Source organism: Methylobacterium sp. E-046 (genome assembly GCF_022829625.1).
GTDB lineage: Bacteria > Pseudomonadota > Alphaproteobacteria > Rhizobiales > Beijerinckiaceae > Methylobacterium > Methylobacterium longum.
This window is the reverse complement of record NZ_JAKSYP010000159.1, coordinates 76,686-88,549: the sequence shown is the minus strand read 5'-3', so window position 1 is coordinate 88,549 and position 11,864 is coordinate 76,686. Positions and strand designations below refer to the sequence as shown.

At 71.5% G+C, this 11,864-nt stretch carries 10 protein-coding genes; 1 reads left to right on the top strand and 9 read right to left on the bottom strand.

Going from position 1 to position 11,864, the window contains the following annotated elements; all coding sequences use genetic code 11:
* Nucleotides 1-70: 70 nt before the first annotated feature.
* The 8 genes from ftsA to MKK82_RS13715 all read right to left on the bottom strand — a co-directional run bounded on the left by ftsA (nt 71) and on the right by MKK82_RS13715 (nt 8,485).
* The gene (ftsA, locus tag MKK82_RS13745; protein ID WP_243986065.1) at nt 71-1,393 is read right to left on the bottom strand and encodes a cell division protein FtsA; all 1,323 of its coding nucleotides are present in this window, start codon (nt 1,391-1,393) and stop codon (nt 71-73) included.
* Nucleotides 1,394-1,445: 52 nt separating this feature from the next.
* Nucleotides 1,446-2,399: a cell division protein FtsQ/DivIB gene (locus tag MKK82_RS13740; RefSeq protein ID WP_238287643.1), complete on the bottom strand. Its 954-nt coding sequence runs from the start codon at nt 2,397-2,399 to the stop codon at nt 1,446-1,448.
* Complete coding sequence (locus MKK82_RS13735; protein ID WP_243986063.1) at nt 2,366-3,289, bottom strand: D-alanine--D-alanine ligase; 924 nt, start codon at nt 3,287-3,289, stop codon at nt 2,366-2,368. The genes MKK82_RS13740 and MKK82_RS13735 overlap by 34 nt, the downstream gene beginning before the upstream one ends.
* 111 nt (nt 3,290-3,400) lie before the next feature.
* A complete protein-coding gene (gene murB, locus MKK82_RS13730) occupies nt 3,401-4,327 on the bottom strand; it encodes a UDP-N-acetylmuramate dehydrogenase (protein ID WP_243986061.1) in 927 nt (308 codons plus the stop codon).
* Entirely contained in the window at nt 4,324-4,752 is a 429-nt protein-coding gene (locus MKK82_RS34420) for a DUF559 domain-containing protein (RefSeq protein ID WP_353959803.1), read from the bottom strand. The genes murB and MKK82_RS34420 overlap by 4 nt, the downstream gene beginning before the upstream one ends.
* Nucleotides 4,753-4,755: 3 nt before the next feature.
* Nucleotides 4,756-6,162 (bottom strand): UDP-N-acetylmuramate--L-alanine ligase, encoded by a 1,407-nt coding sequence (gene murC / locus MKK82_RS13725; RefSeq protein WP_238287647.1) that lies wholly within the window; start codon nt 6,160-6,162, stop codon nt 4,756-4,758.
* A 50-nt stretch (nt 6,163-6,212) separates the two neighbouring features.
* Complete coding sequence (murG, locus tag MKK82_RS13720) at nt 6,213-7,322, bottom strand: undecaprenyldiphospho-muramoylpentapeptide beta-N-acetylglucosaminyltransferase (protein ID WP_243986060.1); 1,110 nt, start codon at nt 7,320-7,322, stop codon at nt 6,213-6,215.
* Nucleotides 7,319-8,485 carry an FtsW/RodA/SpoVE family cell cycle protein gene (locus MKK82_RS13715; RefSeq protein WP_238287649.1) on the bottom strand — a complete coding sequence of 389 codons (1,167 nt, stop codon included), beginning with the start codon at nt 8,483-8,485 and terminating at the stop codon, nt 7,319-7,321. The genes murG and MKK82_RS13715 overlap by 4 nt, the downstream gene beginning before the upstream one ends.
* Nucleotides 8,486-8,848: 363 nt before the next feature.
* Between MKK82_RS13715 and MKK82_RS13710 the strand changes: the two genes are divergently transcribed.
* A complete protein-coding gene (locus MKK82_RS13710; RefSeq protein ID WP_243986055.1) occupies nt 8,849-10,324 on the top strand; it encodes a PAS domain S-box protein in 1,476 nt (491 codons plus the stop codon).
* Nucleotides 10,325-10,341: 17 nt separating this feature from the next.
* On the opposite strand, the gene murD is transcribed toward MKK82_RS13710, so the two are convergent.
* On the bottom strand, nt 10,342-11,706 hold the full coding sequence (gene murD, locus MKK82_RS13705) for a UDP-N-acetylmuramoyl-L-alanine--D-glutamate ligase (protein WP_243986053.1): 1,365 nt from the start codon (nt 11,704-11,706) through the stop codon (nt 10,342-10,344).
* Between the last annotated feature and the right edge of the window lie 158 nt (nt 11,707-11,864).

The following is an 11,864-nucleotide window of genomic DNA, read 5'->3' as shown; positions in this document are numbered from 1 at the left end:
CTGCTTTCCGTGCGACGCCGGAGCGCCGGATGATCTCTCGACGCACCCGCCCGGGGGCGGATGCGAAACCTCAGAAGCTGTCCCGCAGCCAGCGGCCAACCTGCGAGATGTAGCCGCCGGTCCCGGTCGCCGCGAAGGCGCCGTGCCCCCGCGGCTCGAAGTGCTCGGCGTGGGCCACCTGCGGGTAGACCAGCAGGCCGACCGCGGCCGAGAAGGCCGGTCCCTTGGCGGCCTCGGGCAGGCCGCGGATCCCGAGCGGCCGTCCGATCCGCACTTGACCCTGGAGGACGCGCCGGGCGACCTCCGGGAGCCCGACGAGCTGGCTGGCGCCGCCCGTGAGGACCACGCGCCGCCCGGCCTGGGCGGCGAAGCCCGCATCCCGCAGGCGGTCGCGCACCAGCTCGACCACCTCCTCGACCCGCGGCTTGATGATCCGCACGAGCTGCGAGCGCGGGATATGCGCCGGGGCCTCGCCCTCATCCTCGCCGACCCCGTGCACGGCGATCATGTCGCGGTCGTCCGAGGGAGTGGAGAGGGCCGAACCGTAGAGCGTCTTCAGCCGCTCGGCCGCCGCCATGCGGGTGGAGAGGCCGCGGGCGATGTCCATGGTGACGTGATGTCCGCCCACCGCCAGCGCGTCCACGTGGACGAGGTGGCCGCCCGAGAACACGCCGACGCTGGTCGTGCCGCCGCCCATGTCGACCACGCAGACGCCCATCTCGGCCTCGTCGTCGACGAGCGCCGAGAGACCGGACGCGTAGGGCGTGGCGATCACCGCCTCGACCCCGAGGTGGCAGTGCTCCACCGCCAGCATGACGTTGCGGGCGGCCGCCAGCTCGCTCGTGACGACGTGGAGGTCGACGCTCAGCGCCTCGCCGATCATCCCCGACGGGTCGATCACCGCGCCCTGCCCGTCCAGGGCGTAGCCGGTCGGCAGCGCGTGCAGCACCGCGCGACCTGGGCTGACCCCGTGGGCGCTCGCCGTCTCCAGCACCCGCTCCACGTCGCACCCCGTGACGGTGCCGGAGCGGACGTTCACCCGCGCCTGGAAGTGCTGGGAGGCGAGCCGGCCGCCCGACATGTTGACGATGACGGACTGGACCTCGACCTTGGCCATCCGCTCGGCGGCGTGGACCGCTTGGCGGATCGCACCCTCGGCGGCGGCGAGGTCGACGATGGCGCCGCCCTTCAGCCCCAGGGAGCGCTGATGGCCGATGCCGATGATGCGCGCGAGGTGCGTCCGACCGCGCAGCGTGGTCAGCGCCTCCGCGGGCTGCAGCTCGGCGATGAGGCAGACCACCTTGCTCGTGCCGATGTCGAGCACCGACAGGGTGGTCGAGCGTCGGGCGGAGAGCGGCTTCAGGCGCGGCGTGAGGCCGTGTTGGCTGTGCATTGACGCTACCGGACGCGGGGTGCGGGACGGGCGGAGGTCGACGGGAAGGACATCAGCTGGCCGTGCCCTTCTTCTTCGCCTTCTGGGCTTCCGCGCGGGCGGCCGCCGCTTCTTCGGTGAGGCGCACCACCACGCGGTCCCGCATGCGCAGGTCCACCGCGATGATGTCCTTCTCGAGCAGGCCGGCCTCGCGCTCGAACCGGACGAGGCGCGCGAGGGCGGCGGCCGGATCGATCTCCGGCAGGCGCACGTCGACGCCGTCGAGCTTGATCGTCCAGCGCCGGCCCGAGACGTAGGTCCCGGCCTTGATCCGCTCGGCCAGCGGCCCGGCGGCGGCGACGAGGGCGAGGTATTCCGGAAGCTTGGTGTTGGCGTCCTCGCCGACCACCAGGGGCAGGCTGGCGTAGCGGTCGTCCCGCATGGCGTCGATCACGGTTCCGTCGGCCGCGATGACGCTGAGTTCGCCGTTCTTCTGCCAGAGGGCGGCAGGCTCGCGCTCCACCTGCGTGATGGCGATCTCGTTGGGGTAGATCTTGCGGACCGAAGCCTGGGCGATCAGCGGAACGCGTAGCAGCTTCTCGCGCACGTCGGCGACGTCGAGGAACGGGACCGAGGTGCGCCAGTCGATGCCGGCGGCGGCCAGCACTTCGCGCTCGTACATCCGGGAGATGCCCGAGATCGTGACGCGCTCCACGCCGAAGCCGGCGATCCGCGCGGCGATGTCGAGGGGGCGGCCCTGCTCGGCCACGAAGGCGTCGTAGCGCCCGCTCGCCACGAAGCCGGCGAGCGCCGCGGCGGCGAGGGACAGCGAGACGCCGACCACGCCGACGCCGCGCGGAAGGCGCTGATGCAGATGCTGGCCGGACCGGGCCCGGCGGACCGAGAACGACCGCGCGCGGCGACCGGTGAGCCGGCCCAGCACGGCGCCGGCGAGGCGCGCGGGGCGGCTCCGACCGGCGGCGTCACCGCCGCTCAGCGATTCAGAGAAGCGTCCTCCACTATCCATCGGACGAGCCCACCGAAACTCAGGCCCGCATGGGCCGCCATCTCCGGCACAAGGCTCGTCTGGGTCATGCCGGGTTGCGTGTTGACCTCGAGGACGACGAGTCGGCCGGTTCCACCCGGCGTGTCGTCGAATCGAAGGTCGGCACGGCTGACGCCCCGGCAGCCCAGTGCTTGATGCGCCGTTAACGACAGTTCTTGGACACGCTGGTAAACATTTGGTTTAAGTTCGGCCGGCAGCACGTGCACCGAGCCCCCCGGGGCGTATTTCGCGTCGTAGTCGTACCAATCGCCGTTGGCGGCCTTCACCTCGATGACGCCCAGCGCCCGGTCGCCCATCACCCCGCAGGTGAGTTCGCGGCCAGCTATGTAAGGTTCGACAAGGACTTGCTCGCCGAAGGTCCATTCGTCGGAGGCGAGGATCTGGAGCGGGTGCGAGCGCCCGTCGCGCACGATGATCACGCCCATCGATGAGCCTTCCGCGTTGGGCTTCACCACGTAGGGTGGCGGCAGCGGGTGCGTCCGGGCGGCCTCGAGACGGTTAACGATGCGGCCCTCCGGCACGTCGACGCCCGCGGCGCGCATGACGGTCTTGGCCTGCTCCTTGTTCATGGCGAGCGCCGAGGCGAGGACGCCGGAATGGCTGTAGGGAATCTTCAGGATCTCCAGGAGACCCTGGATCGTACCGTCCTCGCCATCCGGGCCGTGGAGCGCGTTGAAGGCCACGTCCGGCCTGAGCGCCGTCAGCACGGAGGCGATGTCGGGCCCCACATCGACCTGGGTGACGCGGTAGCCCTCCCCCTCGAGGGCTTCGGCGCAGGCGCGGCCGGAATTGAGCGAGACTTCGCGCTCGGCGGAGGTGCCGCCCAGCAGGACGGCGACGTGCTTGGACATCAGGGCACCTCGAACAGGTCGGCTTCAATCAGGATCTGAACGCACCCGGGCGGTGACCCCGGCGGTCGGGCACCGGTCCGCGGCCGCATCGGCACGTGGCGTACACCCATCTCATGCCGCGTGAGCGGGCCGCCCGATCCGCCGGATCTCCCAGCGCAGCGCGACGCCGCTCGTCTCACGCACCCGCCGGCGGACCTCCTCGCCCAGCTCCTCGATATCGGAAGCGGTCGCGTCGCCGGTGTTGATCAGGAAGTTGCAGTGCATCTCGCTGACCTGCGCGCCACCGCGGGCCAGGCCCCGGCAGCCGGCCGCGTCGACGAGCTGCCAGGCCTTGCCGCTTGCGGGGTTGGCGAAGGTGGAGCCGCCGGTGCGCTCGCGGATCGGTTGGGCGGCCTCGCGGGCTGCCGTGACCCGCTCCATCTCGGCCTCGATGGCGGCCCGGTCGCTCGGCCTGCCGCGGAACAGGGCGCGGGTGAAGATCACGTCCTCCGGTGCGCCCGAATGGCGATAGGAGAAGCCCATCTCGGCGTGGCTGAAGGTGCGCAGGTCGCCCCGCCGGTCGATGCCGCGGGCCTCCACCAGCACGTCGGTGGTCTCGCCGCCATGGGCGCCGGCGTTCATGCGCAGCGCGCCGCCGATCGAGCCCGGGATACCGCGGTAGAAGGCGAGCCCGTCGAGCCCCGCCTCGGCGGCCGCCTTGGCGAGGCGCATGTCCGGCACGGCCGTGCCGACCGCCAGCGTGTCGCCGTCGATCGCGATGCCGCCGAAGGCCTTTCCGCCCAGGCGGACCACCACCCCGGGTACGCCGCCGTCCCGGACGATGAGATTGGAGCCGAGCCCGATCACCGTCACCGGCACGTCGGGGTCGAGGGCCGCGAGCAGGCGCGCGAGATCCTCCTCGTCGGCCGGGGTGAACAGCACCTCGGCCGGTCCGCCGACCCGGAACCAGGTGAGGTCCGCCAGGGACTGGTCGGCGAGCAGGCGCCCGCGGAGATCGGGCGCGGCGGCGCGGATGCGGTCGTGGAGCGATGCGGTCATCTTGGGATCTCTCCTCTTCCCACCGGCGTGGAGAGGGATGCGACGGCGGGGCCGCCGCGGGCCTCCCCTTGCGCGCGGCGCGAAGAGGGAGGCGCGGCCGGGGCGGCGTCCAGGACACCGGCGCGGCGGCGTGCGATTTCCACGTTCCGGAACCGCCGGACGCGATGGCCCTGCGCGGTCGGCCGTGCGTCGCCACCGCGGTCCGGCCGGCCGTCGGCGTGCCGGCCGCCCTCCGGCTCGACGGTCCCGCGTGTATCCCGGCCGGAAAACGTCGCGACGCAGCGCCCGATCGACGCCCGCCGGATCGATGTGAAGCCGGCCAGGCGGCGGGCGCTGAGCCCGTGCCGGGGGCGTTGCCCGACCTCAATCCGCGACCCGGGCCGCTGTCGCCGGGGAGGAGCCCGTTCCGGACTGGCCGCGCGCACCCCTCACCGCCCCCGCGCGGCGAGCTCGTCCGGCAGCGCGTACGCCCACTGGGTGATCGTGCCGGCGCCGAGGCACACGACGTAGTCGCCGGGCTTTGCCAGATCCGCGATGATCCCGGCGAGTTCCTCCGGCCGCTCCAGCGCCCGGGCGTCGCGGTGGCCGCGCGAGCGCAGGCCGGCCACGAGGCTGTCGCGGTCGAAGCCCTCGATCGGCGGCTCGCCGGCCGCGTAGACCGGGGCGACGATCACCGTGTCGGCGTCGTTGAAGCAGGTGCAGAAATCGTCGAACAGCGATTGCAGCCGGGTGTAGCGGTGGGGCTGCACGATGGCGATCACACCGTGCTCGGTGGAGGCGCGGGCCGCCTTGAGCACCGCCTTGATCTCCACCGGATGGTGCCCGTAATCGTCGAAGATCGTCGCGCCGTTCCACTCGCCGGTGCGGGTGAACCGCCGCTTCACGCCGCCGAACCCGGCGAGGGCGTTGCGGATCGCGTCGGGCTTCACGCCGAGCTCGTGCGCGACGGCGAGCGCCGCGGTGGCGTTGAGCGCGTTGTGCTTGCCGGGCATCGGCAGGACCAGATCCTCCATCTCCATCCGGTAGCCCGGACGACGGTCGCGGATCATCACGCGGAACCGGCTCTGGCCGCCGCGGAGGTCCACGTCGATCAGGCGCACGTCGGCCTGCGGGTTCTCGCCGTAGGTAATGATCCGCCGGTCCTCGATATGGCCGACGAGGTCCTGCACCACCGGATGGTCGATGCACATCACCGCGAACCCGTAGAACGGGATGTTGTCGATGAAGCGCCGGAACGCGTCCTTGATGGCGTCGAACGAGCCGAAATGGTCGAGATGCTCCGGGTCGATGTTGGTGACGATCGCGACATCCGCCGGAAGCTTCAGGAAGGTGCCGTCGGACTCGTCGGCCTCCACCACCATCCACTCGCCCGCGCCCATGCGGGCATTGGTGCCGTAGGCGTTGATGATGCCGCCGTTGATCACGGTCGGGTCGAGGTTGCCGGCGTCGAGCAGGGTCGCGACCAGCGAGGTCGTCGTGGTCTTGCCGTGCGTGCCCGCGATGGCGACGCAGGACTTGAAGCGCATCAGCTCGGCCAGCATCTCGGCCCGGCGCACCACGGGGAGTCGACGCTCCCGTGCGGCCTGCAACTCAGGGTTGTCGCGCTGGATCGCCGTCGAGACCACGACCAGGGCCGCCTGCTCGACGTTGTCGGCGTTGTGGCCCACGAAGGTCCGCATGCCCTTCTCGGCGAGGCGGCGGACGTTGGCGTTGTCGGAGGCGTCCGATCCCTGCACCGTGTAGCCGAGGTTGTGCATCACCTCGGCGATGCCGGACATGCCGATGCCGCCGATGCCGATGAAGTGGATGGGTCCGAGCTTGTCGGGCAGCTTCATGGGTCGAACCGTCTGGTGGCGGGATCGCCGGTGCGGAATCCCTCAAGGAATCAGGTGCGGGCAGCGGTCGCGACGACGACCTCGGCCAGCCGCTCGGCGGCGTCGTGGATACCGGCGCTTCTGGCCGCATCGGCCGCCGCGGTCAATTTTGCCGGCGTCTCGAAGCAGGCGGTGAGGTCCGCCACGAGGCGCTCCGGGGTGAAGTCCGCCTGCTTCACGGCGCGCGCGGCGCCGATGGCGTCGAGGGTCGCGGCGTTGGCGGCCTGATCCTGATCGAGGGAGCCGGGCAGCGGCACGAGGATCGCCGGACGGCCGATCGCCGCGAGTTCCGAGACCGTCGAGGCGCCCGAGCGCGAGACCACGAGGTGGCTCGCGGCCATGCGGCCCGGGAGGTCCTTGAAGAACGGCGCCGCCTCGATCCCCGCGAGCCCCATGGCCAAGTAGCGGTTCTGCACCGCCGTCAGGTCCTCGGGCCGGACCTGCTGGACGAGGTGCAGCCGGGCGCGCAGCGCGACGGGCAGCCGGGCGATCGCCTCGGGCACGACCTCGCCCATGACCCGGGCGCCCTGGCTGCCGCCGAACACCAGGAGCCGCAGGGCGTCGTCCGGGCCGAAGGCGGGATAGGAAATCTTGGCCGCCTCGATCACCGCCGGGCGGAGGGGGTTGCCGGTGTGGATGCGGGGCGCGCGGGCCTTGTCGGGCACGCCGCGGACCTCCTTGAAGCCCGTGGCGATGGTTCGGGCCCCCTTGGCCAGGAAGGCATTGGCGCGGCCCATCACGGCGTTCTGCTCGTGCAGGATCGTCGGCACCCGCAGGATCTGGCCTGCGAGCACGGGCGGCACGGGCGGGTAGCCGCCGAAGCCCACGATGGCGGCCGGGTTGATCCGGCGGATCTCCTTGGCGGCGACGCCGAAGCCGCGGCCGAGCGTCAGCACGGCGCTCGCGCGCTTGAGGGGCGAGCGGCCGGAGGGCGTCGCCGACGCGATGGTGACCACCTCGGAGGCCGGGAACTCGGCCGCGATCGCGTCGACCCGCGCGTCGGTGGCGAGCGCCACCCGGATGCCGCGGGCGCGCAGCGCGTGGGCGAGGCTCTCGGCCGGGAACAGGTGCCCGCCGGTGCCGCCCGCGCAGAGCAGGATCGTGGGGGTGAAGACCGTCACCGCATCACTCCGGCGACGGTGGCGGGTGCGGTGCCGGGGGGCTTCTGGCTGAGCATCACGGTGCGGGGACGCTTGCGGGTCAGGGCGACGAGGAAGCCGGTGCCAAGCGCCAGCGAGATCAGCGAGGAGCCGCCGTAGGAGACGAAGGGCAGCGTCATGCCCTTGGCCGGCATCAGCTGGGTGTTCACCGCCATGTTGATGCAGGCCTGGAGGCCGAACAAGGTGGTCAGGCCGGTGATCGCCAGCCGCGAGAAGGTGTCGTCGGTCCGCCGCGCGAGCTTGAGGCCGCGCAGCACGATGAAGGCGAACAGCGCCACGAGGCACAGGCAGACGATCACGCCGAACTCCTCGCCGGTGACCGAGAAGATGAAGTCGGTATGCGCGTCGGGCAGGTGGCGCTTGGCCACGCCCTCCCCCGGGCCCGTACCGAACCAGCCGCCCGAGCGGAAGGATTCGCGCGACCAGAAATCCTGGAAGCCGCCCCCCGAATCCTTGTCGAGGAACTTGTTGAAGCGCTCCCGCACGTGATGGAAGAACAGGTAGGCAGCGAACACCCCTCCGAGGCCGAGCACGCCGAGCACCGCCACCCAGATCAGGTGCAGGCCCGCCACGAAGAACAGCGCGCACCACACCATGGTAATCAGCATGGTCTGGCCGAAATCGGGCTGGAGCAGCAGCGGCACGATGGTGATCGGCAGGAGCAGCAGCGCCAGGATCCCGCCCGGCATGTCGCGGCGCTGCGCGCCTTCCGAGAACGCCCAGGCGGCCACCACCACGAAGGCCGGCTTCACGAATTCCGAGGGCTGAAGGCCGAACGAGCCGAACTGGATCCAGCGATGCGCGCCCTTGATCTCGGGCCCGAACTTGCCGGCGAGCAGGCAGAGCGCCACCCCGCAGACCCAGGTGACGAGCGCGAGCCGGCGGATGCCGCGCAGCGACAGGAACGAGACCGCGCAGATCAGCAGGATGGTCGGCGCGAGATACATCGCCTGCCGGTTCAGGAAGTAGAAGGTCGGCAGGCCGATCCGCTCCGCCACCGGCGGGCCGCCGCCCATCAGGAAGACCAGGCCGGCCACCATCAGCGCGAACAGGGCCGCGAGCAGCCCGCGATCGACCGTCCACCACCAGTCCGTCAGGGGGGTGCGTTCCGCGCGTGACATCATGCCGGGCAACGACTCCAGGCCGCGCGGATGCCGATCCGCGCGGGTCAGGGCGGATCCTGTGCAGGAATGGTAAACGGAGCCTTATGGTTTACGGCTCCGATCCCCGATCTCGGTGCGCGCCGCTCCCCGGTGCGCCGATCTGGCGGCAGCCCTACCGGCGCGTCTCCGGGAACATGTCACTCAGCCTCCCTCGGCGATGAACCGGCGGCGAAAACCGTATTCATTTGGCCGGATGCCGAGCGCAGGTCATCCTATGTTAATCATCAACATGCAACTTCCGGGTGTAGTCTCCGGATCGACGAGCGCGCGTCCCTGAAGGGCGCCGCGCGACAGGCGATCCGCCAAGCGGAAGCCGCACCCGCCATGTTCGCTGCCCTGAATGCCCGTGAAGCGCATGCCAAGCTCGCGGCCCTCGACCGAGTCCAGGGCGTCATCGAATTCGGACTCGCGGGCCGGATCCTCTCGGCGAACGGCAACTTCCTCGACGTCGTGGGCTACACGCTGCCGGAGATCGTCGGCCAGCACCACAGCCTGTTCATGGACCCGGTCCAGCGCGAGACGCCGGAATACCGGGCCTTCTGGGAGCGCCTGCGGTCCGGATCCTTCGAGTCCGGTCAGTTCCAGCGGGTCGGCCGCGGCGGTCGCCCGATCTGGATCCAGGCCTCCTACAACCCGATGCTGGACGGCCGCGGCCGGCCCTACAAGGTCGTGAAGTTCGCCACCGACATCACGCGCCAGCGGACCGAGGAGGCCGACCGGGCCGGGCAGATCGCGGCGATCCACAAGGTCCAGGCGGTGATCGCCTTCGACCTCGACGGCACCGTGATCGATGTGAACGACAATTTCCTGGCCACGATGGGCTACGCCCGCGACGCGGTCGTGGGCCAGCACCACAGCCTGTTCGTCGAGCCCGGCTACCGCGAGAGCGAGGCCTATCGGGCGTTCTGGGCGGCCCTGCGCAACGGGACCTACCAGGCGGCCCAGTTCCGGCGGATCGGCAAGGACGGGCGCGAGGTCTGGATCCAGGCCTCCTACAACCCGATCCTCGATGCCGCCGGGCGGCCCTACAAGGTGGTGAAGTTCGCCACCGACATCACCGACCAGGTCCGCCTGCTGGCCGACCTGCGGATCATGATCGACCGGAACTTCGGCGAGATCGAGCACGCGGTGGCCCACTCGACCGACGCCGCCGCTCTCGCCTCCTCGGCGGCGGATTCGACCTCCGGCAACGTCCAGACCGTGGCGGCGGCGGCCGAGGAACTGGCCGCCTCCGTGGCGGAGATGTCCCAGAGCATCGTCCGCTCGCAGGGGGCCACCGACACCGCCTACGCCTGCGTCCAGGACGCGGACGGCCACACCAAGCGCCTGGCCGAGACCGCCACGGCGATGACCGGCATCGTCGGCCTGATCCAGAACATCGCCGGCCAGATCAACCTGCTGGCCTTGAACGCCACCATCGAGGCGGCCCGCGCCGGCGAGGCGGGGCGCGGCTTCGCGGTGGTCGCCTCCGAGGTCAAGGCGCTGGCCGATCAGGCCGCCCGCGCCACCGGGCAGATCAACGGCGAGATCGCCAGCGTGCAGCGGGTCTCGCAGGAGGTGGTGGGCGCGCTCAGCTCGATCGGCGCCTCGGTCTCGGTGATGCGCGAGACCGTGGTGGCGACCGCCGCCGCCATCGAGGAGCAGAGCGCGGTGACCCGCGACCTCGCCGAGAGCATGCAGAGCGCCGCGGGCGCCGTCACGGCGATCACCGGCAATATCGGGGCGATCGTCCAGTCGGTGGCCGACGTCTCGCAGGCGGTCGGGACGACGCGCGAGGCCGCCAAGGTCCTGGCCCGCTGAGGGCGGCGGGCGCCGCCTCAGGGCAGCGCCTGCACCAGCTCGCGGAAGCGGTTGCCGCGGATCTCGAAGTTCCGGAACTGGTCGTAGGACGCGCAGGCCGGCGAGAGCAGCACCACCGGTTCGGGGGCCCCCGAGGCGGCGGCGTTCTCGGCCGCCTTCGGGACCGCCACCTGGAGGGTCTCGCAGCGCGTGTAGGGCACCGCCCCCTCCAGGGTCGCCGCGAAGGCGTCCGAGGCCGCGCCGATCAGGTAGGCGTGGGCGACGCGCTCGAAGTACGGCACCAGCGGGAAGATGCCGCCATCCTTGGCCTTGCCGCCGAGGATCCAGTGGATGTCGCGGAAGGCGGTGAGCGCCTTCTCGGTGGAATCCGCGTTCGTCGCCTTGGAATCGTTGACGAACAGCACGGGGCCGCGCCGCCCGACCTCCTCCATCCGATGCGGCAGGCCGGGGAACGAGCTCAGCCCGGACTGGATCTGCTCGGGCGAGAGGCCCAGCGACCGCGCCACCGCCACCGCGACGGCCGCGTTCTGCCAGTTATGGGCCCCGCGCAGCGAGCCGATCCCGTTGACGTCGGCCAGGACTGCGCCCTGCGGGTCGCGCACGAGGCCGTCGCGCACCGTCAGCGCTTCGGTGCACAGCACCTCGCCGTGGGGCACGTGGACGCGCACGAGGTCGCCCGCCCGGCGCTCGGCGATGGCCCGGCTCGGGCCGTCGTCGATGCCGACGACCGCGAGGCCCGACCCGCGGATCAGGCGCTCCTTGATCGCCGCGTACTGCTCCATCGTGCCGTGGCGGTCGAGATGGTCGGGCGTGATGTTCATCAGCACGCCGACGCTCGGGTCGAGGCCCGGCGTCAGGTCGATCTGGAACGACGACATCTCGATCACGTGGACGCGGTCGACGGACGGCGGCTCCAGCGACAGGATCGCGGTGCCGATATTGCCACCCATCTGCACGTCGCGGCCCGCCCGGGCGAGGACGTGGGCGATGAGCGCCGTGGTGGTCGACTTGCCGTTGGTGCCGGTGATCGCCACGAACGGCGCGCCCGGCGCCTGCGCCCGGCGCTCCCGGCAGAACAGCTCGATGTCGCCGAGGATCGCGACGCCCGCATCCCGGGCGAGCCGGACGCTCCAGTGCGGCTCGGGATGGGTCAGGGGCACGCCGGGGCTGAGGACGAGGGCGGCGAAGCCCGACCACTCGGCCTCGCGCAGGTCCTGCGTCGCGATCCCGGCTTCCTGCGCCCGCACGCGGCTGTCGGCATTGTCGTCCCAGGCCCGCACGTCGGCCCCACCCGCCTTCAGCGCCAGCGCCGTGGCGAGCCCCGAGCCGCCGAGCCCGAACAGGGCGACGGTGCGCTCAGCGAAGGTGGTGATGGGCGTCATGCGGAACTCAAATGCAGCAGGGGACGGTCGCCGCTCCCATCCACCGCCTCATCCCGAGGTGCCCGCGTCAGCGGGCCGCGAAGGAGCCCTCCAGTTCAGCGCGCGATCCCTGGAGGGCCCCTTCGCGGCCTCCGCTCCGCTCCGGCACCTCAGGATGA